Consider the following 21,784-nt stretch of genomic DNA (forward strand, 5'->3'; position numbering starts at 1 on the left):
CTCATGATCGGTCTGTTGTTTCTCGCGCTCGCTGCCGGGTCCGCCACCGAAGAACAGGCTGACGCGCGCACACTGGCCGAGGCGGCGGCGCATGCCTGGAATGAAGGGCGTCTGGGTGAAGCCGGGACGCATGCGGCGGCGGCCTATGATACGCTGGCGGCCGAGGGGTGTCTGATTACCCGGGATGGCGCGCGCCTGGCTTTCATGGCGGGCGTGGCGGGGCTGGCCGGCCAGATCGAGGAGCCGCATTCCTATTTCTTCTGGGCCGCCGGGCAGCTGGACTTGGCCGCCAGGGGCCTGACCTCGACCGAACGCAGGCTAACGCGCGAGTACGGCATCGAGTTGGGGCGATTGCCGCGTTTGGATCGCCGGTACGCCAGATCACCGTTTCTCACCGAGCCGAATCCGAGGCGGGCGCGCGGCTGTCCGGAAATCCTGCCGGCTCTGGACGCGGACCCAGCCTCGCCGCAGGCCGGCATCCTGATCGCCTGGACCCGCAATCCCAATGGGCCCTATACGCCCCTGCAGGTCTTTTACGCCTATCCGGACAGTGTCCGGGCGTGGGCGCCGGAGATCACCGGGACATACGATTTTCTTCAATCGTCGAGTTACCGGGGCCTCACCTATTTCGTGTTCGACCCCTGCCTGACCGTGCATGACCAGGACAGGCAGTCCCGGGACATTTGCCTGGACGGCGCGCCTGCGCCCTGAGCGCGCACCCGCTTGGCGCGGCGGGCGTTTCGGTCTACCTCCCGCGCCATGACCCTCATTGATATCGCCTCCGCCCGAACCGGTATTTTCAGCGTCTTGCGCCATGGCCGCATCGCGCTTCTCGCTGCGGCGATCTACGCGCTCGCCTATGGTCTGGAATCCCTGACCGCCTTCCGGCTGGCGGCGGGCGCGGGGCCGCTATGGCAGTGGGTGGCCGCGATGGTGATCGGCTTCGCCGCCACCATTCCCGCGCTCTGCGCGTTCGGTCGCATCGGTCTGGGACAGCCGGGACGCCTGGCGGCTGGCGATGATGAGCGCCGGGTGCTGGGCGTGATGGCGCTGATCTGGGTGCTGCTGTTCACCGTGCTGGGCACAGCGGGGCTGGCGCTGATGTTCATGCTCACCGCGCTGGCGGTCATCAATGTGGATGTGAGCGCAGAGCCGCCCGCCGGAATGGTGGACATCTACGCGCTGTTCGGTGCGGGGGAATGGATCGTCGCGGCGGTCCTTCTCATCGCCTTTACCGGTTTCTCATTATGGCTGATGGCGCGTCTCGCGGTCAGCCTGCCCGCCACGCTGGCCAGCGCGCGGGTGCGGGTCCTTTCGATCTGGCCGGTGTCGTCCAGGCGCTGGATCGAGATCACGCTCACCCTGCTGTTGGCTGCGGCGCCAGGGCTTGTCATTCTTCTGGTCTTCAACGCCGCCGCGCACGCTGCCTTCGGCGTCTGGCCCGGCGCAGCCCATCTGGGCGCAGAGGGAGGCTCTCTGCTGGCGGCGACCGTCCTTGGCGCGGCACACGGCGCAGTCAAGTTGGCGCTGGTGATTGCGCCAGGCGCTGTGGCCATGGGGGCGCTGTTCATGAAATTTCCCTCAGATTCCCCTGCACAGGCCTGATTGGGCAAGACGGGGCGCCGCGGGCTTGCTAGTCTCGCCGCCAGATGTTTCGCCGATTGACCCGGGGGGGAGATGATGACCAAGCCGCCGTATGATTTCCTGGCCGCCACCTTTCATTTTTTTCAGGTCTTTGCCCGCCGTCCCATGGCGGCGCTGTGGATATGGGTTTGGCAGTTTGGCCTGATCTGCGCCCTGATCGCCGGGTTTTTCTACGCCTTCTGGCCGCTATTCATGCTGGCGGCCGAAACGGACATGACCGATGAGGCGCTCATCATCGAGACGGTTCTGGGCATGTCAGGATGGTTCACCCTGCTGACCATTGGCGCATTGCTGCTGTCGCTGGCCGCCCAGGGGGCGTGGCTGCGCCTGCTCACCCGAGACGAGATTCGTCCGGTTATTCCGTTCCGTCTGGGGCTGGACGAGCTGCGTCTGTTCGGTGTGAATTTCATCTTCATCGCTGCCGGCATGTTGGCCTATCTGGTCGGCGCGATCGCGTTTGTGGGCGGCGCCGCGTTGCTGGGTCTCATGGACGGCGCGGGCGGCATAGCGGTCGGCGCACTGATCGGGACGGTGGCCGTGCTGATCATCGTCGTCTTGGGAATTATTGTCTGTCTGCGCTTCGCCGCGGCTCCGGCGCTGTCGGTGCTTCAGCGGCGTTTCCGCCTGTTCAGCGCCGTGTCAGCGTCCAAAGGCGTCGCCGGAATGATGTTCTTGTCCTACCTCACCCTGGTCGGGGTGGGCATCGCCGGGGCGATTGTCCTGTCCATAATCCAGCAGGTGGCGGTTCTGTTCGCGGCCTCCGACCTTGTGGCGGCCTTCATGGCGCTGGACACTGCGAGCGAGCCCGACCCGGCTGAAATCTTCGCCATCCTGGGCGAGACGCTGACCTCGCCGATGGGGATTGTGATGATCGCGATTCTGGTTGTCAGCCAGTTCATCTTCCAGATCGCGTTCGAGGGTCTGTGGCATGGCGTCGGCGCCTATGTCGCGCGCCGCCATGATTTGGCTGATGCAGCGCCAGCCCCCGCGCCGGAGGCATCGCCCGTGACAACCGCTTGATCCGCGCCGCGCTGTACGCGCCCTGGCCTGAGCGCGCCCGCAGTCTGCCGGGTTTGGCGTCCCTTGGGGTTCTGGTGGCGGCCTACGCCCTGTCCAGCCTGCCGGTGATCATCGGAACGGTCATCCTCACCCTGCAGACGGGTGCGCCGTCCGTGGTTGATCTGCTGCCGTTTCTGCTCGGACAGTTTGTGCTGTGGGGCGTGCTGACAGCCCTCTGGGTCGGCCTTGTTGAGCGGCGTGGCGCCGCGAGCATTGGCTTCACCGCGCGCGGCTTCGCCGGGCGCTTCTTGCTTGGTCTCAGTCTGGGCGTCCTGATGGTTGCGCTGACTGGCCTAGCAGGCGTCGCCTTGATGATGATAGCCGGATCGGCGGATGATCCCGAGATGGCGGCCATGGCGGCGCGCGCCATCCCGCCCGCCTTCATCGGCGTCCTGGCGCTGGTAGGACTGGGCTTCCTGATTCAGGGCGCGGTCGAAGAAATGGTGTTCCGCGGCTGGCTGATGAGTGCGTTGACCGCGCGCTGGGGCGTACGCACGGGCGTCATCGTGACCAGCATCGCCTTCATGCTGCTGCACGCCCATGTGCTGGTGTCCGGGCTGGTGTTCGGCATCGCGGCGCTGGTGACGCTGGGCCTAACCGGGCTGGTGTTCGCCATGCTCTGTCTGTGGCGGGGTTCGATTATCGAGGCCTGCGCCGCCCACGGCGCGTTCAACGCGCTGGCGGTCATCGGCCCGGCGCTCGCGCTCTACCTGTCCAACCCGCATCTGGACGCCAGCGGCGTTTTGGCCCGCGTCCTGACATCGGTCACCGGCACGGGCGGCGAGGGGACAGGGTTGCCGCCTCAGGTCTTCGGCCAGATGGCCGCGATGGCCGTTCTGGCGCTCGTTCTGGGCGTGTTGGCGGCGCGACGCCGCCAGAGAGCTAACTGACCCTCGCGCCCCTCAACACACCGGCACATTGACGGCCAGGCCGCCGGTGGACGTTTCCTTGTATTTGTCCGACATGTCGAGCGCGGTCTGGCGCATGGTCTCGATCACCTGATCGAGGCTCACCTTGAAGGCGCCGTCGCCGATCAGGGCCAGGCGCGCGGCGTTGATCGCCTTGATCGCGCCGATGGCGTTACGCTCGATGCAGGGGATCTGCACCAGCCCGCCTACCGGATCGCAGGTCAGGCCCAGATTATGCTCCATGGCGATCTCGGCGGCGTTCTCGATCTGGCGGTTTGAACCACCGAGCGCGGCGGCCAGCCCGCCCGCCGCCATGGAGCAGGCCACCCCCACCTCGCCCTGGCAGCCGGCCTCGGCGCCGGAGATGGAGGCGTTCTTCTTGTACAGCGCGCCGATGGCCGCGGCCGTCAGGAAGAAGCGCGCCATTGCGTTCTGGTCGCCGCTGCGCCGGTGATGCCGGTCGTAATATCGCGCAACCGCCGGGATGATCCCTGCCGCGCCGTTCGTCGGGGCGGTGACCACCTTGCCGCCGGCGGCGTTTTCTTCATTGACCGCCATGGCCCACAGATTGACCCATTCCATGGACGCCAGCGGATCAGTCTCGGCGCGCGCCGCCGCGGCCATCAGCTTGCGGCGCATGCCGGGCGCGCGGCGCTGTACGCGCAGGCCGCCGGGCAGTTCGCCGTCGATTCGCGTGCCCCGCTCGATACAGGCTTCCATGGCCGCCGCGATCCCGGCGATATGGGTGCGCACCTCGGCCTCGGGCCGGAAGGCGGTTTCATTGGCCATCATTACGTCAGGAATGGACAGGCCCTCGCGATCACAGATCGCCAGCAGCTGGTTGCAATTGTCGAACGGATAGGGCTCGCCGGTATGGGCCTCGCCGGCGGAATTGCGCCCGGCTTCGGCTTCATCGATGACGAAACCGCCGCCGATCGAGTACCAGATTTCCTCGCGCACCACATCGCCTTCATCGTTGAAGGCCATGAATTTCATGGCGTTTGAGTGGAAGGGCAGGCGCACATCCCCCTTCATCAGCAGATCGCGCTGGCGATCAAAAGCGATTGTGTGGCCGCCCAGCAGGCGCAGTTCCTTCTGCTCCAGGATGCGCTCGATCATCCCGGGCAGAACGTCCGGGTCCGCCTCTTCGGGCCGCACGCCTTCCAGCCCCCACAGGATCGCCCGGTCGGTGGCGTGGCCAGACCCGGTCAACGCGAGCGATCCGTAGGCCTCGGCCTCAATTCGCGTCACCGCCTCCAGCCCGTGCTCGGACTCCACGCGCTCGAGAAAGCTGCGCGCCGCCTTCATCGGTCCCACGGTGTGGGAGCTCGACGGACCGACGCCGATCTTGAACAGGTCGAACACGCCGAAATGCATGGACTATCCTTGTCGTGTCAGAGAGCGGTGCGCACGGTCCAGAGTTCTGGGAAGACGCGCAGATCGAGGGCTTTGACCAGATAGGACACGCCCGAACTGCCCCCTGTGCCGCGGCGAAAACCGATAATGCGTTCAACGGTTTTCATGTGATTGAAGCGCCATTGCGCGAACTTCTGCTCCACATCCACCAGCTTCTCGGCGAACTCGTACAGCTCCCACCAGCGCGCCGTGTCGTGATAGACAGTGCGCCAGACCGCCTCGACCCCGGACGAGGGCTCATAGGCCGTGGCGAAATTGCGCTCCAGAACCTCGACAGGGACCGGCAGGCCGCGGCGGGCCGCCATGGCGAGCGTCTCGTCATAGAGGCTGGGCGCATCCAACGCCGCTTTCACCCGCGCCTGAGCGTCAGGCTCGTTGGCGAACACGCGCGCCATGGCCGGGTTCTTGTTGCCCAGGCGGTATTCCATGCAGCGGTACTGCCAGCTCTGGAAGCCCGAAGAGTGTCCCAGCTTGTCGCGAAAACGCAGATAATCGGACGGCGTCATGGTCGCCAGCACGGCCCAGGACTGGGACAGCTGTTCCTGGATGCGCGCGAAACGCGCCAGCATTTTCAGCGCCGGGCCCACTTCGTCGCGCTGGACATGGGCGATGGCGCCGTTGAGCTCGTGCAGGCACAGCTTCAGCCACAGCTCGCTGGCCTGGTGAATGATGATGAACAGCATCTCGTCATGTTCATCGGTCAGCGGCGTCTGGGCCGCCAGAAGCGCGTCGATGCCGAGATACTTGCTGTAGGACAGGCCGTCGCGCGGGTCCCAGTGTATGTCCTCGCCCGCAAGATCGACCGACGTGCGAATGCGCTCGCTCATGACATGCTCCGCTCGCAGATGGTCTGCCGGTCTAGACCTGCGCCAGCGGCGCGGCAAGGTCAGGGGCGGCGTGCGATGGTCACCTGAAGCGGCGGCAACGCGCCCGCGCGCGCATCCAGCGTGTCGCCGATGCTGACCGGACCAACACCCGCAGGCGTGCCGGTGAACACCAGATCGCCCGGCGCCAGCTCGAACAGCGCTGACAGATGGCTGAGAATTTCCGCAGATGACCAGATCATGTCGGCCAGATCGCCGCTCTGACGGACCTCGCCATTGACGCTCAGCGTGATGGCGCCGGCCCCTGGCGCCGGGCCGGGGCGGAGCAGGCCCATGGGCGCTGAGGCGTCGAACCCTTTGGCGGTGTCCCAGGGGCGGCCCTTGGCCTTGGCCTGCGCCTGTAAATCACGCCGGGTCAGGTCGATCCCCACCGCAGCGCCCCAGATACACGCGGCGGCGGCGTCCGGCGTCAGATCAACGCCGCCGTGGCCCAAGGCGAGAACCAGCTCCACTTCGTGGTGCAAATCGTCGGTGGCGGACGGGTAGGGGATGGCGCCGCCCGGCGACAGCGCATCGCGCGGCTTGGAAAAGAAGAACGGGGCTTCGCGCGTGGGGTCGGCGCCCATTTCGCGGGCATGGTCGGCGTAATTGCGCCCGACGCAGTAGATGCGGCGCACCGGAAATGAGCCGCCGCCCTCGACCGGCGCTGTAATCAGCGCCGGTGCGGGAATCACCAGATCCATGACGGTTAAATCCTACTCGCGGCGCGGTCCGCCGGCGCCGCCGGGCAGGTTCTGCTGGCCGCCGAACTGATCAGCCGACGGGCGGCCGACATTGCCCAGAAGCTGCTCGAGCACGGACAGCTCGCGTCCGCGCGTCGGCGTCTCGCGGCCCACGAAGGCCACGATGCGGCCGTCTTCCATCCCGTATTCGTCCACGGCGCTCACCACGCCGGCGTCGTCGAATCGCACGGCTATGACCCGGCGCTCGCGGGTTTCAGGGCGAAGATAGGCCAGATATTCGCGCGTATCGGAAATGTAGTACCAGGTGTCAGCGTCAAACATGCCACGCGTGGACGGGCTGCCCAGCGTGGCCAGAATGGTCGCCTGGGTGTCTTCGCCCGCGGTGATCGCCGGCATTTCGCCATCGGGAAAGCGGAAGCCGTGACTGCGCAGGGTCGGGTTGCAGGCCGTGGCGAGCCCGCCCGCCAGAATGATGGCGGACGCGATAAGGGCGCGGCGAAAGGCCATGGAACTCTCCTGCAAACGCTGTCAAAAGGCCGCAAGCTGGCTTGCGGCGTGTCGCATTGACGTACCTTGCCTTGACCATAGCTTCAAGCGGGCCTGATTGGGAGATGTTCGCGCATGTTCGGCCGGTTGTTCGCAAAAGACCCCTTCAAGCTCCGCGCCCGCGTGCTTTATGACGCGGTGCTGGAGGCGGCGCGCCGTCCCGCTCTGTATGGCCCGCACGGGGCGCCGGACACGGTGGACGGCCGGTTTGACCTGATCGTCCTGCACGCCATTTTGCTGATGCGGCGGCTGCGTGACGGGGGCGAGCCGGGAAAGCGTCTGGCGCAGCTGGTGTTCGACATTATGTTTGACGACATGGATGCGGCCCTGCGCGAGATGGGCACCGGGGATTTGTCTGTCGGCAAACGCATCAAAGCCATGGGCGAGGCGTTCTATGGCCGCGCCAAAGCCTATGAGGCCGCCCTCTCCGCCGGGGACGAGGACGCATTGGCCGGGGCGATGTCACGCAACATGTTCGACGCCGATCCAGAGGCCGGTCCGAAGGCGGCGGCGTTCGCGGGCTATGCCATGAAGTCGGCGCGCCAGCTCGCAGACCAGTCGCCTGACGCCCTGATCGAGGGCGAGGCGCCGCGCTTTGCGCGAACCCTCATCGGCTGAGCGGGCGCGGTTTGCATCACGAAGGGCGCAAGGTAAGGTGCGCGCGCCGCCCGCAGGCAGGCGGGATGTCCATTCATTTTGTCCGGAATTGATATGACAACAGGACTGGTTCTCTCGCTTGACGCCATGGGGGGCGATCACGCGCCGCAAAGCGTGGTCGACGGTGCGGCGCTGTTTCTCAAAGCGCGCCGCCGCAAGGTGCGCCTGCTGTTTCACGGCGATGAACGCGTGCTGGCCCCGTTGATCGCGCGCCATGACGCCCTGGGAGGCGCCAGCGAGATTCGCCACACTGAGACCGAGGTGGACATGTCCGCCAAGCCCTCCGAAGCGGTTCGCCGCTCGCGCGGGTCGTCGATGTGGAATGCAGTTCACGCGATCAAGGACGGCGAAGCGCAAGTCGCTGTGTCGGCTGGCAATACCGGCGCGCTGATGGCGATTTCCAAGGTGATTCTGCGCATGAAGCCGGGCGTTCACCGTCCGGCCATCGCCGCCAGCTGGCCCGCGCCCACCGGTTTCTCCACCGTGCTGGATGTGGGCGCCAATGTGGACTGCACGCCATCCCAGCTCGTCGAGTTTGCGGTGCTCGGCGAAGCCTTCCACCGCGCCATGCACGGCGCGGCGCGTCCGACCGTGGGCCTGCTCAACGTTGGTCAGGAAGAACTCAAGGGCAGCCAGGTGATCCGCGACGCCGACGCGCTGGTGCGTGCGGCCGGACTGGACATGGACTATCGCGGTTTCATCGAAGGCGACGATATCTCGGCGGGCACCACGAATGTGGTCGTGACCGACGGATTTACCGGCAATGTCGCGCTGAAGACCGCTGAAGGCACCGCCCGGCTTGTCGGCGGCTGGATGAGGGAGGCGATGACCAGCTCGCTGCTGGCGAAGGCTGGCGCCGCGTTGCTGTCCTTGGGAGCGCTCAATCAGTTGCGGGCCCGGATGGACCCGCGCAACGTCAATGGCGGAGTGTTTCTGGGCCTCAACGGCGTGGTGGTCAAAAGCCATGGCGGAACCGACGCGGCCGGCTTCGGCACCTCGCTGCGCATCGCGCTGGAGATGGCCGACAGCGCTTTCCTGAGCGAGATCGAGACCAATCTGTCGCGTCTGGCCGCTCTTGAGGCGCCCGGTGAGGACGGCGCGGATCAGGCGCAAAGGGAATCAGCGTGACAGAGACCTATTCGCGCATCGCCGGCATCGGGTCCTATCTTCCGGAAAAAGTGCTGACCAATGCCGGGATGGAAGCCATCGTCGAAACCACGGACGCGTGGATTCGAGAGCGTACCGGCATCACCCAGCGCCATATCGTGGCGGAGGGGCAGTACACGTCCGATCTGGGCGTGGAAGCGGCGCGCCGGGCGCTCGATCACGCCGGCCTGTCAGCCGGTGATGTGGATCTGATCGTGGTGGCCACCGCCACGCCCGATCTGACCTTTCCAGCCACGGCCACCATCGTTCAGGAAAAGCTCGGCGTGAAACGCGGCTGCGCCTTCGACATTCAGGCGGTGTGTTCAGGTTTCCTCTATGCGCTGGCGACCGCCGATAATTTCATCCGCTGCGGCCAGGCCACGACGGCGCTGGTGATCGGCGCAGAGACGTTCTCGCGCATCCTCGACTGGACCGACCGGACCACCTGCGTCCTGTTCGGCGACGGGGCCGGTGCAGCCGTGTTGACCGCGGAGGCCGGCTCGCGCGACGCGCACAAGGGCGTCATCCGCACCCATTTGCGATCCGATGGCGAGTTTTGTGACATGCTCTATGTCGACGGCGGGCCGTCGCGCACCAAGACGGTCGGGCATCTGCGCATGCAGGGCAATCAGGTATTCCGCCACGCGGTCAACAAGATCGCCGGCTCCATGAGCGAACTGGCGCAGATGGCCGGTGTCGCGATTGCGGATATCGACTGGTTCGTGCCCCACCAGGCCAATCAGCGCATTCTGGCCGGGGTCGCCAACCGGCTGGACATTCCGCACGAGCGCGTCATCTCCACCGTCGCCCTGCACGGCAACACATCGGCCGCCTCGATCCCGCTCGCGTTTGACGTGGCGGTGCGCGACGGACGCATCAAGCGCGGCGATCTGGTGCTGATGGAAGCCATGGGCGGCGGCTTCACCTGGGGCGCGGCGTTAGCGCGGTACTAACCCTGTGATTATGGTTAACATTGACCTTGCCTCGGTGCTGGCCCTAACGTGTGCGGTACAGGACAGGTTAGGGGATGACATATGGGTTCCAAGACACTGACGCGGGCGGATCTGGCCGATGCGGTCAACCGGGAGGTTGGGCTCTCCCGGCAGGAAAGCGCGCAACTGGTAGAAGCCGTGCTGGATATGGTCGCCGAGACGCTGGTCGAAGGCGAGCCGGTCAAGCTTTCGTCGTTCGGCTCGTTTGTGCTGCGCGACAAGAACGGGCGCGTCGGACGCAATCCGAAAACGGGTGAGGAAGTGCCGATTGAGCCGCGGCGCGTTCTGGTGTTCAAACCCTCTCAGGTTCTCAAAGACAGGGTCGATACGGCTCTGTCACGCTAGGAAGCGCGCATGAGCGGCAAGTCTGCGGACGCCTACCGGACCATTTCCGAAGCGGGCGAGGAAGCCGGCCTGCCAGCCCATGTGCTGCGCTTCTGGGAGAGCAAGTTCACCCAGATCAAGCCGGTCAAGAAGGCCGGCGGGCGGCGGCTGTATCGCCCCCATGACATCAGCCTTATCAAAGGCTTGAAGCATCTTCTTTATGAAGAAGGCTATACGATCAAGGGTGCGCAGAAATACCTCAAGGACCACGGTGTGGCCGGGGTCTGCGCGCTGGCTGAAGGCGCGGGCCCCGGCGCAGAATCGGCGCCGCCCGGCAGAACGCCTGCCGAGGACGTCACCCCGACCATTGAAACTGCGCAGACGCCGCACCTCCCGTCGCTGGACGTGCGTGATGACGAGGAATGGCCCCTTGACGTGACGCCGGTTCGCCAGGCCGCTCGCGCCGGTGTTCCTTCCGCCGGCCTGACGCCCGGACAGCGGGCTGCCGCAGAGCGGGCGCTGGACCGGGTGCGGGCGGCGCGTGCGCGGCTGGATCAGGTGCTCGGCCCGGCGCAGTAACGGGCCGCCTGGACGCGGGTTGAAGACGGGCGCCGCGACCGGTTGCCGGACCTGCGCGGCCCGCCTATAAGACGCCTCCCGGCGCCGAGGGCCGGGACCCGGGCTATGCCCGGACGACGTGGTATCGGAGCGTGGCGCAGCCCGGTTAGCGCACTGGTCTGGGGGACCAGGGGTCGCCGGTTCGAATCCGGCCGCTCCGACCATTTTCCGCTCGCAATGATGCTGTGATGCGGACAGGCCTTAGGGCCGCGCCGCCGGGGTCAGATCGCGTACGATCAGGCCTGACGCCAGCATCAGGCAAATCGCGCTGAGCGTGAAGAACCACAGGCCGGGCTGGGTGGCGACGGTCACCATGGCCCCGCCCGACCAGATCACGATCAGCAAGGCGACCACCAGCACATCGGTGAGGGACCATTTGCCCAGCCTCTCCACCCAGCGCGCGAGCGATCCGCCGTTCGCTCCGGCGGGACGGGCGTGCAAGGCCGCGACCATGGCCATCTTGGCCAACGGCGCGCCCATGGAGAACAGGGCGACCAGTAGTCCGAGCCGCCATTCGCCCGCTTCGAGCAGCTTGCCCACGGCGCCGAGGAGCGAGTAGCTGTCCTTGAACACCCACAGCCGCGTCGTCTCCATCACCGGCAGGGTGATGCCCAGCGGAAAGAAGATCACGCCGAGCGCCAGCAGGGCGCGCGCCATGGCGCCGCCGGCGGGGCGGGCGGCGTCAGCGGCGACGGGGGAGGGTTGGATCGGCATGGACGCAGTCTGCCAGACCAAAGCCGGCGGCGCTATTCCAGTTCGACGACTTCGACCTTGCCGTTTTCCAGCACCAGCGCCAGCTCGCCGCGTTTCAGGCGCAGGGCTTTCTCGCCGAACACCTTGCGCCGCCACCCGCTCATGGCGGCGACCTTGGCGTCGTCAAACGCGGCGATCTGTTCCAGATCCGGCATGGTGGCGATCAGGCGCGGGGCCACATCGGCGTCCTCGGCCACGGCCTTGAGCAGGACTTTCAATAGCTCGATCACCGGCCCGATATTGGTGGGCACCGCCGCGACGGGGTCCAGCTTGGGCGCATAGGCCTTTGGATCGGCCAGGGCCATTTGCATGCGCGCGATCAGGCGCTCGGCCGGCTTGGAGCGTTCAAACCCGTTGGGCACGGCGCGCAGCACGCCCAGCTCCTCCACGCTTTGCGGGGCGGCCTGGGCGAGCTCGTAGAGCCCGTCATCCTTCATGATCCGGCTGCGCGGAATATCGCGGGTCTGGGCCTCGATCTCGCGCCACTCGGCGGCGGCCTTGAGCGCGGCGAGCCATTTGGGCGTGGTCTTGCGCAGCTTCAGCCGCTTCCAGGCGTCTTCAGGCCGCATCTGATAGGTGGCCGGATCGGTCAGCGTCTTCATTTCTTCGGCCAGCCAGCCCTCGCGCCCGGTCTCGGCCAGCTGGGCGCGCAATTGAGGAAACAGGTCGCGCAGCAGCGTCACATCCGCCAGCGCGTAGATTTTCTGGGCATCCGACAGCGGCCGGCGCGACCAGTCGGTGAAGCGTGATCCCTTGTCCACGCCCTGGCCCAGATAGGCGCGCACCAGATTGTCGTAGGAAATCGAATCGCCCAGCCCCACCGCCATGGCAGCGATCTGGGTGTCGAACAGCGGTTTGGGGATCAGCCCGCCGCCCGAGTGGAAGAAAATCTCCAGGTCCTGGCGGCAGGCGTGAAAGACCTTCACCACATTCGGATCGGTGAGCAGTTCATGGAAGGGCGTGAGATCAAGCCCTTCAGCCAGCGGATCAATCAGCACCTCACGCGTCCCGCCCGCCGCCTGGATCAGGCAGAGCTGCGGCCAGAACGTCGTCTCGCGCATGAACTCGGTGTCCACCGCCACAAATTCCGCCTTGCGCATCTCGGCGCACGCGTCGGCCAAACGGGCTGTGTCGGAAATCCACTCCATGGCGTCCGGCTTAGCCCCGCCGCCGCGTTTTGGCGAGAGGCCTGATCACTCGTTCTGGCGCGGCGGTGCACCGCCGGGGCGCAGGATATCAGTCAGCACGATGATGGCTGATCCGGCCGCGATCAGGATGAACACGGTGGGCAGCGGCGCGCCCATCCAGGCCAGCGCCAGCAGCACCAGCTGACCCAGCGTCGCCGACGCGCCGTTCAGAACCCCGCTGGCGGCCAGAACCCGGCCACGCCGCTCGGGCAGGGCGCGGCCCTGGATCATGGCTTGTCGTGGAACCAGGAACAGTCCGCCGGAGACTGCCGCCATTGTCAGGCCGATCAGGAAGCGCAGATTGCCGGGGTCGTTGAGAAATTCGGCGGCGCCTATCAGCTCCGGCCCCGGCGTGCGGCCCATGGCCTGAAGGGTGAGATCCAGGGGAAAGATGACCAGACCCACCGCGCCCACAATGGACAGCCAGCGCGCCTCGCCGCCGCGCGCCAGCACGGCGCACAAGACCGCGCCCAGGGCGGCGCCGACGGTGAACATGAGCTGGAACAGCGCAACTACGGACGGGGCGCCGCCCAGCACATTGGCCGTCAGCACCGGCAGAACCGTTATCACGGCGGCGGCGAGCAGCCAGAACCAGGCCACGCCCAGCAGAGGCCCCACGACGAGGCGGTCTTTCAACCCGAAGACGAGAATGCGCCAGGTCTGCCAGACGATATTCCAGCTGACTTTCAGGGCAGGATTGCTGGCGGGCGCGGGCACGCCTTCACGCATGGCCAGCCAGCCCAGCACCGCAATGCCGATGAGAATTGCGCCCAGCGCGCCGGGTCCCCAGGCCTCGCCGACCAGCAACGTGCCGCCAATGGCGCCGGCCAGGATCATGATATTGATCGCGCCGGACAGGAGCGCATTGCCGCCCACAAGCTCGTGGCGTTCGAGCACATTGGGCATCGCCGCTGACCGGGCCGGCACAAAGAACGCCGTCTGCACGCCCATGAGAAACAGCACCGACAGCAGAATCCAGGCCTGTCCCAGCAGGAAGCCGGCGCCCGCGAGCGCCATCAGGAAAATCTCGCAGAACTTGGCAATTTTCATGATCTTCATGCGGTCGAACTTGTCGGCGATCTGGCCGGCGACGGCTGAGAACAGGAAGAGCGGCAGGGTGAAGGCCGTGGCGGCGATGGGAGCCATCTCTTCGGGAGACCGGCCCAGAACCGTGAGGCCCTGAAAGGCCGCCATGGTCACCAGCGCATAGCGGAACAGATTGTCATTGAAAGCGCCGAGAACCTGCCCGGCCCAGATCGGCCAGTAGCGTTTCTGGCCCAGCAACGAGAACGTCGCGAGCGGGCTCATGCGCGGGCCTCCGCCAGCAGGGCGTTGGTGCGCGTTTCGATGATAGCCTCAAGTCTCGACATGAATTCCTCCTTGCCCAGACCGGGCTCGATCGGGTCCAGAAACTCCACAGTGACGCGCCCCGGCCGTTTGCGGAAGCTCTGCCGGTCCCAGCCCAGTCCCAGGCTGGTGGCCACAGGCGTGCAGGGGCGCTGGAGCGCGTCATAGAGGTGGAACACGCCCTTGCGGTAGCGGTGCGCTTCACCAGGCGCCGCCAGATGGCCCTCGGGATAGATCAGCACTGACCGGCGCTCGCGCTTCAGGCCCAGAAGACCAGCCTGCATGCGCTCGCGCTCGGCTTCGCCGCCATTATTGGACAGGACGATCGCGCCGAGGCGATGCAGGATCCAGCCGATCAGCGGGAATTTCAAAAGGTGGTCGCCGGCCACGAAGGCGAGGCCGTGAATCTCTGCCACCATCACGAAACCGTCGCCCCAGCTCTGGTGCTTGGCGGCGATCACGCTGGGGCCAGCCGGCAGGCGCTCGCGGCCGCGCACGTCGATCTTTACCCCGGCGATCCAGCGCAGCGCCAGCACCTGGGCGGCGCCATAGATGCGGATGGCGAAGGACAGCGGGCCCCGCCAGGGCCACAGGGCGAGCAGGGTGCACACGAGGGCCGCCACCAGGGTGATCAGCCAGTAGGCGATTACATGGGCAAGACTGCGGATCATGGGATCGCTCCAGGGTGAATCAGGGCCAGCCAGGACTGGCGAATGTCAGGGAAAATCGCCTTAAGCGGCGCGCAGGGCGGCCAGCGAGGCCCGCGCCAGCGAATCGGTCTGCTGCGACAGGCCGAAGGAGAACCGGCCCGCCATGCGGTGGGCCGCCGGCTGCAGCACCACACCTAAAGCAGCCGCCGCTTTGAGCTCGGGATCGCCGCGCGGGCAGTCGCCGTCGGCCATGGCCTGGTGGATGCGCTTGACGATCAGCGCCGTCGGGTCGGGCCGCCCGGGGCTTTCGATCCGGCCAAAGCGGAACATGTGAGTGAGGTGGTATTCAAACAGCGTCCGGTCGCGGTCCGCTGCCTCGCAATAGACCGCGACGACGTGCGCCACCGCCGCCTCAAAGTCGTCGCCTGCGCCGGTGATGGCGTCTTCCACCAGCTCATAGAGCCGTCCGTGGATAGCGTCGAACAGCGCGCGGGCGAGGGCTTCCTTGCTCGGGTAGTGGCGGTAGATAGAGCCTTCCGCGACACCGGCCCGGGCGGCGATGGCGCGGGTGGTCACGGCATCGATCCCGCTGGCCGCGAACAGGACCAGCGCCGCGCGCTCGATGCGCGCCATGGGCGTGCCGTCTGCGGCGATGACGCCGCGATTGTCCGCGTCGAGCATGGCGTCGGCTTCGGGAGCAGGCTTGGACGGCGTTGACATATCGAGCCTCGCTGGGCGCATGAGTGAGCGTTCACTCATTCAATACCGAGACGAAAACTGCCCGTCAACAGAAAAATGAGTGAGCGCTCATTCAGGGTCTGGAGCGGCGCGCCTCGGCCTCCAGCGCGCGGGTGCGGGTCTCGATCACGTCCTCAAGCTGTTTGACGAAGGCGACGGCGTCATAGCCCGGCGTCATGGGGGCCATGAACTCCACCACTGCCTTGCCGGGGGTGAGCGTCCAGTCCTTGCGCGGCCAGAAGCAGCCCAGATTGGTCGCCACCGGGATCACCTCGCGGTCCAGGGCGCGCGCGAGCTTGTGCACGCCCTTGCGGTAGCGCAGGCGCGTCCCGACCTCGGCGATGCCGCCTTCGGGAAAGATCAGCGCGGCGCGCCCCTCGCGGGCCAATCGCTCCACGCCGGCTTCAAACGCGCCCGGCGCACGGCGCCCGCCGGCGCTGGCGTCCACCACGACGGCGCCCGCCTTCTGCAAATACCGCCCCGCAAGAGGGAAGGCGAGCATGTGGTCGCCGATGACATAGGCGAGCTCGGAATCGCGCGCGACCTGCAGGAGGCCGTCGCCCCAACTCTGGTGCTTTGCGGCGAAGACCGGGGCAGGGATGGCGGGCACATGGTGCAGCCCGCGATACTCCACGCTGACGCCGCACACCTTTAGCCACAGCCGAAAGGCCCGCGCATGCCAATGAATGGCGAACGCCACGCCGCCCCGGCCAGGCAGCAGCAGGACGGGCGAGAAGAGGAGCACCGCAAGGGCCGACAGGGCCCAGAAACCGGCATTGAAGAGGTGTGCGCGCATGGTCGCGCATGCTGGAGAGGTTCTCACTCCTTCACAAGACGGCGGCGCCTTCCTTGACAAGCGCGCGCAGGCGCCGCCAAAACCCGCGCTCGCCTGCCCGCACGACACTCCCGCCACTCCGGATCGGATCATCACGCCATGCACGCCTATCGCACCCATACTTGCGGCGCCCTGCGCAAGGCCGATGTCGGCCAGACCGCGCGCCTGTCCGGCTGGATCCATCGCAAGCGCGACCATGGCGGATTGCTGTTCGTGGACTTGCGCGATCATTACGGCCTGACCCAGTGCGTGCTGGAGCCGGACAATGCGCATTTCGCCACGCTGGAGCGCCTGCGGGTGGAGAGCGTGGTGTGCGTCACGGGCGAGGTGATTGCCCGCACCGGCGAGACGGTGAACGCCGGTCTGCCCACCGGTGAGGTCGAGCTGCGCGTCACCGACGTGCAGGTCCTGTCCGCTGCCGAGGAATTGCCGCTGCCGGTGTTCGGCGAGCCGGACTGGTCCGAAGAAGTGCGCCTGAAGCACCGCTATGTGGATCTGCGCCGCGAGAGCCTGCACAAGCGCATCGTGCTGCGTAGCAAGATCATCGACTCCCTGCGCCGCCGCATGACCGATCAGGGCTTTACCGAATACCAGACCCCGATCCTGACCGCGTCCTCGCCTGAAGGCGCGCGCGACTTCCTGGTGCCGTCGCGCCTGCATCCGGGCAAGTTCTACGCGCTGCCCCAAGCGCCCCAGCAGTTCAAACAGCTGATCATGGTGTCGGGCTTTGACCGGTATTTCCAGATCGCGCCGTGCTTCCGTGACGAGGACGCGCGCGCCGACCGGGCGCCGGGCGAGTTCTACCAGCTCGACATGGAAATGAGCTTCGTCACTCAGGAAGACGTGTTCAACGCCATCGAGCCGGTGCTGCACGGCGTGTTCAAGGAGTTCGCCGGTGACCGCCACGTCCCCGACGAGGCGTTTGCGCGCATTCCCTATGCCGAGGCGATCCGCTCCTATGGCTCGGACAAGCCCGATCTGCGCAACCCGATCAAAATGCAGGCGGTGACCGAACACTTCGCCGGGTCCGGCTTCAAGGTGTTCGCCGGCATGATCGAGAAGAACCCTAAAGTGGAAGTCTGGGCGATCCCGGCCAAGTCCGGCGGCAGCCGCGCCTTCTGCGACCGGATGAACGCCTGGGCGCAGAAAGAAGGCCAGCCAGGTCTGGGCTATATCTTCTGGCGTGAGGCGTCTGAGAACCGAACTGACATCGACAAAAAGCTGATGCTCAGCATGTTAGGAAATGCGATCGGAACGGGCCAAGAAGAAGAGGTTCTGGAAGCGTACCGGAAGCACTTTGAGAAAATTGAGGGCTCTGGTCCGATTGCCAAGAACATCGGGCCAGAGCGGACAGCGGCAATTGCTGCACAGCTGGGCCTGGAAGCGGGCGATGCGGTGTTCTTCGCCGCCGGCGATCCCAAAGCGTTCTGCAGCTTCGCCGGCAAGGCGCGCGACGTGGTCGGGCGCGAGCTGGGCCTGTTTGAAGAAAACATCTTCAAATTCTGCTGGATCATCGATTTCCCAATGTATGAGTGGGACGAGGAGAACAAGAAGGTGGAGTTCTCTCACAACCCGTTCTCCATGCCGCAAATGGACGCCGACGCCTTCATGGCGCTCAGCGCCGATGATCACGAGACCCTGCTGGGCCTGAACGCCTGGCAGTACGACATCGTGTGCAACGGCGTGGAGCTGTCTTCCGGCGCCATCCGGAACCACCGCCCCGACGTGATGCTGAAAGCGTTCGAGTTCGCGGGCTACGGCCCCGAAACTGTCGAGACGGCGTTTGGCGGCATGCTCAACGCCTTCCGTTGCGGCGCGCCGCCCCACGGCGGCATCGCGCCGGGCGTGGACCGCATCGTCATGCTGCTGGCGGGCGTGGAGAATCTGCGCGAAGTGGTGATGTTCCCGAAGGATCAGCAGGCGCGCGATCTGATGATGAATGCGCCCGGCGAGCCGGAACTGCGCCAGCTGCGCGAACTGCACCTGCGCACGGTGGCCCCGGAGCCGAAAAAGGCCTGACGGGACAGGCTGGGCCCTAGCGGTCCGGCCGGTCGCGCGGCCTTTCGCTCGGCCTGTCCCGGCGCGGTTCGGGCGGCTGGGCGGGGCGCACAGGTTCCGCATTCAGCGTGGTGCGCCGGGGCGCGCGCGGGGGGGTGGCTGACTGTTCGATCATCACGCGCAGCGGCTCGCCGATTTCCGACCGGCGCATCTCAAAGCGCCAGGTGGTCTGTTCGGCGTCCAGTTCAGCAGCGGCCATGGCTTCGGCGGCGGCGCGCAGCCCCTGGCGGGCGGCTTCAAACGCTTCGGACGGCGCGTGGTGGCGCGACATGAAGGCGCGCTCGGAATGAGCCAGCGATTGTTCCAGGGCCGTGCGAACATCGTTCATGCGGGCGCGCTGATCGGCGGACATGCGGCCGGAACGCTGCGCGGCGACAAACCGGGCGATCTGGACGGGCTCGCTGCACGCGGCCAGGGCCGGCGCTTCGGGCAGGCGGGTTCGATCATCCCCGCACGCCAGGCGGAAGGTGTCGGCGTCTATGCCCTGTGCACCGCGGAAATCGGCGCCGGACAGATTCGCCGCGATGAAGCGCGCGCCGGTCAGATGCGCGCCGCGCAGATCGGCGCCCGTGAGGTCGGAGTTCTCGATAATCATGCCGGTCATGACCGCGCTGCGCAGGTCCACGCCGCCCAGGCGCCCGGAAACGATATGGGCGCCGGTCAGATCGGCGTCGCGCAGATCGGCGCGCTCCAGACTGCTCTGGCGCAGAATGGCGCCAACCGCGCTGACCTGGCGCATCTGGGCGCCGGACATGTCGGTCAGCAGCATCACCGCGCCGTCCAGACGGCTCGCGTCAAGGCGGGCGTTCTGAAGATTGACGCGGTGCAGGCGCGCCCGGTCCAAGCGTGCGCCGCCCAGCGAGGCGCCTTGAAGCGAGGTGTCAGCCAGATGGGCTTCGGCGAGGGATACGCCGCCCATGTCGGCGCCGTCGAGACGCACGTCCAGAATGCGCGCGCCCAGCATCTCCGCGCCATTGAGCCGCGTGCCGGAAAAATCCCCGCCCAGAATGTGAATGCCGGCGAGATTCTTGCCCGCAAAGTCGCATTGCAGGCAGTCGCCGCTGATCACCAGCCGGCGATGCGGTTCCTGCGCCGCAGCCTGGGCCGAGGCGAGAAAAAGGGCGCATACGGTGAAAGTGAAAGCACGCACGATCATGCCCCGACGCTAGCGCGCACAGGCGTGGGACGCGACTTAATTCGCAGTAAGGCCCGCAGGCCGGCAGGCCGGCGCGGTCAGGCCCGGGGGCAGGGTGGTCGAGGCGTCGCCGCACGCGCTGGCGAGTTGAGCCCGGGTGAGGCCGCGCGCATCCGCCATTTCGGCGCCCGACAGATTGGCCCCGTCGAGACGCGCGCCGGTAAAATTGGCGCTGCCGAAATGCGCCCCGACCAGCGTGGCGCGGCTGAGATCGGCATGGGCGAAGTTCGCGCCGGTGAAGCGCGCCGCGAACAGGTTCGCCGTGACCAGGTCTGCACCGTCAAAGCGCGCATGGTTGAAGGTCGAGAGGCTCAAGTCCGTCTGACGTAGCCGGGCGCGCGAGAAATCGGCCCGGTCGAGCGCCCTGTATGACAAATCGGCCTGAAACAGATTGCAGCCGGGGCAGTCGGCGCCGTTCTGGGCGCGCGCGATCTGGCCGGGGTTTTGCGCGGCGGCGGCTGAACTGACGATGACCGTCAGCGTGATCAGGCCAATGAGATGTTTCATCATGGTGCGCATTCCCGCATTTGGTCAGGCTGATGCGCCAGCCTGCGCAAGATTCGCGCCGACCGGGCTGACCTGGATGAACGCCCGATGAGCGCAATTTAATCCCGGGGACACACTGCGCCTCGGGCAAAGCGCTGAAACGATGCTATACTGCGGTTTGCGCGACGATGCCTTTGTATCGGCGTGGGCAAACAAGGAGACCGTCATGATCAAGCAATTCATGGGCGCCGCCGTGATCGCTCTGGGCCTGAGCGGGGCTGTTCACGCCCAGTCCGATGAGGCGCGGGCCGATGCACGCCTCGCGCAATTCGCCGAGACCGGCGAAACGCGCAGCTGCCTGTCGACAACCCGCATCCGCAACATCACCCCCCTGGACGACAGCCGTTGGCTGGTGACCACACGGGGCGGCGACACCTATCTCAACGAGGTCAGCCGCGGCTGCTTCGGCGCCGCCAGTCCGTTCAGCTATATCGAGTACCGCGTGCCCGGCGGCCAGCTGTGCCGGGGCGAGATCATCCGCGTGGTCGATCAGTCGGCCCAGACAGTGCGCGGCGCCTGCGGGCTCGGCGAGTATCAGCGGCTTGAGCCTGTTTCATCCGAGACGGCCGATACGGGCGCTTAGTCAACGCGCGGTTAACGCTCCCGCGTCATGATCGAGTGTGACTAAGGATCATTGGCGAGGGTTTCCAGCCATGCGTCAGAGCGCCCGGCGCCTGTTGCTTGGAAGTGTGGTGTTGGCGCTGGGCGCGTGCGGAACTGCGCCGCGCGCGCCAGCGCCCATTGACCATGGCAGCGCCGCCAGCACCCCGGCGGCGGCCTGCGGCCGCACAGTTACAGTTCAGCGCGGCGACACGCTCAGCGCGATTGCTTTGCGGTGCCGGACCACGATTGAAGCGTTGGCGTCCGAGAACAGCCTGTCGTCTCCCTACACCTTGAGGGCCGGGCAAAGCCTGCGCATGCCCGGGCCATCGGTCTATACCGTGCGGCGCGGCGATAATCTGTACCGCATTGCGCTCAATCACGGCATGAGCACGCGCGAGCTCGCCCGGCTCAACGGCATAAGCGAAAACACGACGATTCATCCCGGCCAGGAATTGCGCGTCTCAGGATCGCCGCGCCAGATCGTCGCCGAAGCGCCGCCGCGTCAAACCACCGGTGGCGGCGCGACGACGCGCCCCCCTGTCACGGCCAGCCCGCCCCCCCCACCACCACCTCCGCCGCCCAGCGCGCCTGCGCCCGCTTTCCTCTGGCCGCTGCAAGGTCAGGTCGTGGCTCAGTTCGGCAATGTGTCGGGCCGTCGCCTCGATGGCATCCGCATCTCCGCACGGGTCGGCGAACCGGTGCGCGCGGCCGCAGCAGGGGAGGTGGTCTACGCGGGTAATGAGTTGCAGGGCTATGGCGAGCTGGTGCTGATCCGCCATGAGGACCGGTGGGTGACGGCCTATGGCCTCAACTCGGTCTTGCGCGTCCAGCAGGGTCAGCAGGTCAACGCCGGCGACCATATCGCCGACGCGGGCGGCGCCGGCCCGGGCGAGGGGCCAGTGCTGCACTTTGAAATTCGCCGCGGCGTGACCCCGGTCAATCCGATTGACCAATTGCCGCGGCGCTAGAAATCAGCCGTCAGGCCTTGTTGCAAC

24 protein-coding genes and 1 tRNA gene are annotated in these 21,784 nt (G+C 66.6%); 13 read left to right on the plus strand and 12 right to left on the minus strand.

The window, feature by feature from the left end:
• Positions 1 to 3: 3 nt before the first annotated feature.
• The 4 genes from L2D01_07805 to L2D01_07820 all read left to right on the plus strand — a co-directional run bounded on the left by L2D01_07805 (position 4) and on the right by L2D01_07820 (position 3,593).
• Entirely contained in the window at positions 4 to 711 is a 708-nt protein-coding gene (locus L2D01_07805) for a hypothetical protein (GenBank protein ID WBQ08808.1), read from the plus strand.
• Between the two features lie 48 nt (positions 712 to 759).
• Positions 760 to 1,605, plus strand: a complete 846-nt coding sequence (locus L2D01_07810; GenBank protein ID WBQ08809.1) for a hypothetical protein — start codon at positions 760 to 762, stop codon at positions 1,603 to 1,605.
• 75 nt (positions 1,606 to 1,680) lie between these two features.
• Positions 1,681 to 2,664, plus strand: a complete 984-nt coding sequence (locus tag L2D01_07815; GenBank protein WBQ08810.1) for a hypothetical protein — start codon at positions 1,681 to 1,683, stop codon at positions 2,662 to 2,664.
• The gene (locus L2D01_07820; protein WBQ08811.1) at positions 2,661 to 3,593 is read left to right on the plus strand and encodes a CPBP family intramembrane metalloprotease; all 933 of its coding nucleotides are present in this window, start codon (positions 2,661 to 2,663) and stop codon (positions 3,591 to 3,593) included. The genes L2D01_07815 and L2D01_07820 overlap by 4 nt, the downstream gene beginning before the upstream one ends.
• Before the next feature lie 12 nt (positions 3,594 to 3,605).
• Here the strand turns inward: L2D01_07820 and L2D01_07825 are convergent, their stop codons facing one another.
• From L2D01_07825 to bamE, 4 genes are read right to left on the minus strand one after another with little or no spacing between them, the layout of a single operon-like run.
• Entirely contained in the window at positions 3,606 to 4,988 is a 1,383-nt protein-coding gene (locus tag L2D01_07825; protein WBQ08812.1) for an L-serine ammonia-lyase, read from the minus strand.
• Positions 4,989 to 5,005: 17 nt separating this feature from the next.
• Entirely contained in the window at positions 5,006 to 5,854 is an 849-nt protein-coding gene (locus L2D01_07830) for a tryptophan 2,3-dioxygenase family protein (protein WBQ08813.1), read from the minus strand.
• 59 nt (positions 5,855 to 5,913) lie between these two features.
• Positions 5,914 to 6,594: a fumarylacetoacetate hydrolase family protein gene (locus tag L2D01_07835; protein WBQ08814.1), complete on the minus strand. Its 681-nt coding sequence runs from the start codon at positions 6,592 to 6,594 to the stop codon at positions 5,914 to 5,916.
• 12 nt (positions 6,595 to 6,606) lie between these two features.
• A complete protein-coding gene (bamE, locus tag L2D01_07840) occupies positions 6,607 to 7,101 on the minus strand; it encodes an outer membrane protein assembly factor BamE (GenBank protein WBQ08815.1) in 495 nt (164 codons plus the stop codon).
• 114 nt (positions 7,102 to 7,215) lie between these two features.
• On the opposite strand from bamE, the gene L2D01_07845 reads away from it, so the two are divergent.
• The 6 genes from L2D01_07845 (at position 7,216) to L2D01_07870 (ending at position 11,041) form a co-directional block, all read left to right on the plus strand.
• Positions 7,216 to 7,758 (plus strand): ubiquinol-cytochrome C chaperone family protein, encoded by a 543-nt coding sequence (locus tag L2D01_07845; protein WBQ08816.1) that lies wholly within the window; start codon positions 7,216 to 7,218, stop codon positions 7,756 to 7,758.
• A 93-nt stretch (positions 7,759 to 7,851) separates the two neighbouring features.
• Positions 7,852 to 8,925: a phosphate acyltransferase PlsX gene (gene plsX / locus L2D01_07850; GenBank protein WBQ08817.1), complete on the plus strand. Its 1,074-nt coding sequence runs from the start codon at positions 7,852 to 7,854 to the stop codon at positions 8,923 to 8,925.
• A complete protein-coding gene (locus L2D01_07855; GenBank protein ID WBQ08818.1) occupies positions 8,922 to 9,896 on the plus strand; it encodes a ketoacyl-ACP synthase III in 975 nt (324 codons plus the stop codon). Before plsX ends, L2D01_07855 begins: the two co-directional genes overlap by 4 nt.
• A gap of 81 nt (positions 9,897 to 9,977) precedes the next feature.
• Positions 9,978 to 10,280 carry an integration host factor subunit alpha gene (locus L2D01_07860; protein ID WBQ08819.1) on the plus strand — a complete coding sequence of 101 codons (303 nt, stop codon included), beginning with the start codon at positions 9,978 to 9,980 and terminating at the stop codon, positions 10,278 to 10,280.
• 9 nt (positions 10,281 to 10,289) lie between these two features.
• Positions 10,290 to 10,838 carry a MerR family transcriptional regulator gene (locus L2D01_07865; protein WBQ08820.1) on the plus strand — a complete coding sequence of 183 codons (549 nt, stop codon included), beginning with the start codon at positions 10,290 to 10,292 and terminating at the stop codon, positions 10,836 to 10,838.
• A 125-nt stretch (positions 10,839 to 10,963) separates the two neighbouring features.
• Positions 10,964 to 11,041 (plus strand) — tRNA-Pro (locus L2D01_07870).
• A 37-nt stretch (positions 11,042 to 11,078) separates the two neighbouring features.
• Here L2D01_07870 and L2D01_07875 read toward each other — a convergent pair.
• The 6 genes from L2D01_07875 to L2D01_07900 all read right to left on the minus strand — a co-directional run bounded on the left by L2D01_07875 (position 11,079) and on the right by L2D01_07900 (position 16,348).
• The gene (locus L2D01_07875; protein WBQ08821.1) at positions 11,079 to 11,591 is read right to left on the minus strand and encodes a paraquat-inducible protein A; all 513 of its coding nucleotides are present in this window, start codon (positions 11,589 to 11,591) and stop codon (positions 11,079 to 11,081) included.
• A gap of 32 nt (positions 11,592 to 11,623) precedes the next feature.
• On the minus strand, positions 11,624 to 12,778 hold the full coding sequence (gene rnd, locus L2D01_07880) for a ribonuclease D (GenBank protein ID WBQ08822.1): 1,155 nt from the start codon (positions 12,776 to 12,778) through the stop codon (positions 11,624 to 11,626).
• Positions 12,779 to 12,823: 45 nt separating this feature from the next.
• The gene (locus tag L2D01_07885) at positions 12,824 to 14,125 is read right to left on the minus strand and encodes an MFS transporter (GenBank protein ID WBQ08823.1); all 1,302 of its coding nucleotides are present in this window, start codon (positions 14,123 to 14,125) and stop codon (positions 12,824 to 12,826) included.
• A complete protein-coding gene (locus L2D01_07890) occupies positions 14,122 to 14,835 on the minus strand; it encodes a 1-acyl-sn-glycerol-3-phosphate acyltransferase (protein WBQ08824.1) in 714 nt (237 codons plus the stop codon). Before L2D01_07890 ends, L2D01_07885 begins: the two co-directional genes overlap by 4 nt.
• A gap of 60 nt (positions 14,836 to 14,895) precedes the next feature.
• Positions 14,896 to 15,534, minus strand: coding sequence for a TetR/AcrR family transcriptional regulator (locus tag L2D01_07895; protein WBQ08825.1), 639 nt, complete (start codon positions 15,532 to 15,534; stop codon positions 14,896 to 14,898).
• Between the two features lie 91 nt (positions 15,535 to 15,625).
• Entirely contained in the window at positions 15,626 to 16,348 is a 723-nt protein-coding gene (locus L2D01_07900) for a 1-acyl-sn-glycerol-3-phosphate acyltransferase (GenBank protein ID WBQ08826.1), read from the minus strand.
• A gap of 138 nt (positions 16,349 to 16,486) precedes the next feature.
• Here L2D01_07900 and aspS point away from each other — a divergent pair, with 138 nt between their 5' ends.
• Positions 16,487 to 18,406: an aspartate--tRNA ligase gene (aspS, locus tag L2D01_07905; protein WBQ08827.1), complete on the plus strand. Its 1,920-nt coding sequence runs from the start codon at positions 16,487 to 16,489 to the stop codon at positions 18,404 to 18,406.
• Between the two features lie 16 nt (positions 18,407 to 18,422).
• Here aspS and L2D01_07910 read toward each other — a convergent pair whose 3' ends face one another.
• Both L2D01_07910 and L2D01_07915 read right to left on the minus strand, forming a co-directional pair.
• Positions 18,423 to 19,601, minus strand: a complete 1,179-nt coding sequence (locus L2D01_07910) for a pentapeptide repeat-containing protein (GenBank protein ID WBQ08828.1) — start codon at positions 19,599 to 19,601, stop codon at positions 18,423 to 18,425.
• Between the two features lie 36 nt (positions 19,602 to 19,637).
• Entirely contained in the window at positions 19,638 to 20,150 is a 513-nt protein-coding gene (locus tag L2D01_07915; GenBank protein WBQ08829.1) for a pentapeptide repeat-containing protein, read from the minus strand.
• 202 nt (positions 20,151 to 20,352) lie between these two features.
• On the opposite strand from L2D01_07915, the gene L2D01_07920 reads away from it, so the two are divergent.
• On the plus strand, positions 20,353 to 20,769 hold the full coding sequence (locus L2D01_07920) for a DUF6491 family protein (protein WBQ08830.1): 417 nt from the start codon (positions 20,353 to 20,355) through the stop codon (positions 20,767 to 20,769).
• Between the two features lie 70 nt (positions 20,770 to 20,839).
• The gene (locus L2D01_07925) at positions 20,840 to 21,757 is read left to right on the plus strand and encodes a M23 family metallopeptidase (GenBank protein WBQ08831.1); all 918 of its coding nucleotides are present in this window, start codon (positions 20,840 to 20,842) and stop codon (positions 21,755 to 21,757) included.
• Positions 21,758 to 21,784: the final 27 nt, after the last annotated feature.

This window comes from Hyphomonadaceae bacterium ML37, assembly GCA_027627685.1.
In the GTDB taxonomy this organism is placed as follows: domain Bacteria; phylum Pseudomonadota; class Alphaproteobacteria; order Caulobacterales; family Maricaulaceae; genus Oceanicaulis.

Excerpts from the sequence above, each read along its gene's own strand:
- L2D01_07805 (WBQ08808.1), top strand. The coding sequence starts at position 4 with ATGATCGGTCTGTTGTTTCTCGCGCTCGCTGCCGGGTCCGCCACCGAA.
- L2D01_07810 (WBQ08809.1), top strand. The coding sequence starts at position 760 with ATGACCCTCATTGATATCGCCTCCGCCCGAACCGGTATTTTCAGCGTC.
- L2D01_07815 (WBQ08810.1), top strand. The coding sequence starts at position 1,681 with ATGACCAAGCCGCCGTATGATTTCCTGGCCGCCACCTTTCATTTTTTT.
- L2D01_07825 (WBQ08812.1), bottom strand. The coding sequence starts at position 4,988 with ATGCATTTCGGCGTGTTCGACCTGTTCAAGATCGGCGTCGGTCCGTCG.
- L2D01_07830 (WBQ08813.1), bottom strand. The coding sequence starts at position 5,854 with ATGAGCGAGCGCATTCGCACGTCGGTCGATCTTGCGGGCGAGGACATA.
- L2D01_07835 (WBQ08814.1), bottom strand. The coding sequence starts at position 6,594 with ATGGATCTGGTGATTCCCGCACCGGCGCTGATTACAGCGCCGGTCGAG.
- bamE (WBQ08815.1), bottom strand. The coding sequence starts at position 7,101 with ATGGCCTTTCGCCGCGCCCTTATCGCGTCCGCCATCATTCTGGCGGGC.
- L2D01_07845 (WBQ08816.1), top strand. The coding sequence starts at position 7,216 with ATGTTCGGCCGGTTGTTCGCAAAAGACCCCTTCAAGCTCCGCGCCCGC.
- plsX (WBQ08817.1), top strand. The coding sequence starts at position 7,852 with ATGACAACAGGACTGGTTCTCTCGCTTGACGCCATGGGGGGCGATCAC.
- L2D01_07860 (WBQ08819.1), top strand. The coding sequence starts at position 9,978 with ATGGGTTCCAAGACACTGACGCGGGCGGATCTGGCCGATGCGGTCAAC.
- L2D01_07865 (WBQ08820.1), top strand. The coding sequence starts at position 10,290 with ATGAGCGGCAAGTCTGCGGACGCCTACCGGACCATTTCCGAAGCGGGC.
- L2D01_07875 (WBQ08821.1), bottom strand. The coding sequence starts at position 11,591 with ATGCCGATCCAACCCTCCCCCGTCGCCGCTGACGCCGCCCGCCCCGCC.
- rnd (WBQ08822.1), bottom strand. The coding sequence starts at position 12,778 with ATGGAGTGGATTTCCGACACAGCCCGTTTGGCCGACGCGTGCGCCGAG.
- L2D01_07885 (WBQ08823.1), bottom strand. The coding sequence starts at position 14,125 with ATGAGCCCGCTCGCGACGTTCTCGTTGCTGGGCCAGAAACGCTACTGG.
- L2D01_07890 (WBQ08824.1), bottom strand. The coding sequence starts at position 14,835 with ATGATCCGCAGTCTTGCCCATGTAATCGCCTACTGGCTGATCACCCTG.
- L2D01_07895 (WBQ08825.1), bottom strand. The coding sequence starts at position 15,534 with ATGTCAACGCCGTCCAAGCCTGCTCCCGAAGCCGACGCCATGCTCGAC.
- L2D01_07900 (WBQ08826.1), bottom strand. The coding sequence starts at position 16,348 with ATGCGCGCACACCTCTTCAATGCCGGTTTCTGGGCCCTGTCGGCCCTT.
- aspS (WBQ08827.1), top strand. The coding sequence starts at position 16,487 with ATGCACGCCTATCGCACCCATACTTGCGGCGCCCTGCGCAAGGCCGAT.
- L2D01_07910 (WBQ08828.1), bottom strand. The coding sequence starts at position 19,601 with ATGATCGTGCGTGCTTTCACTTTCACCGTATGCGCCCTTTTTCTCGCC.
- L2D01_07915 (WBQ08829.1), bottom strand. The coding sequence starts at position 20,150 with ATGATGAAACATCTCATTGGCCTGATCACGCTGACGGTCATCGTCAGT.
- L2D01_07920 (WBQ08830.1), top strand. The coding sequence starts at position 20,353 with ATGATCAAGCAATTCATGGGCGCCGCCGTGATCGCTCTGGGCCTGAGC.
- L2D01_07925 (WBQ08831.1), top strand. The coding sequence starts at position 20,840 with ATGCGTCAGAGCGCCCGGCGCCTGTTGCTTGGAAGTGTGGTGTTGGCG.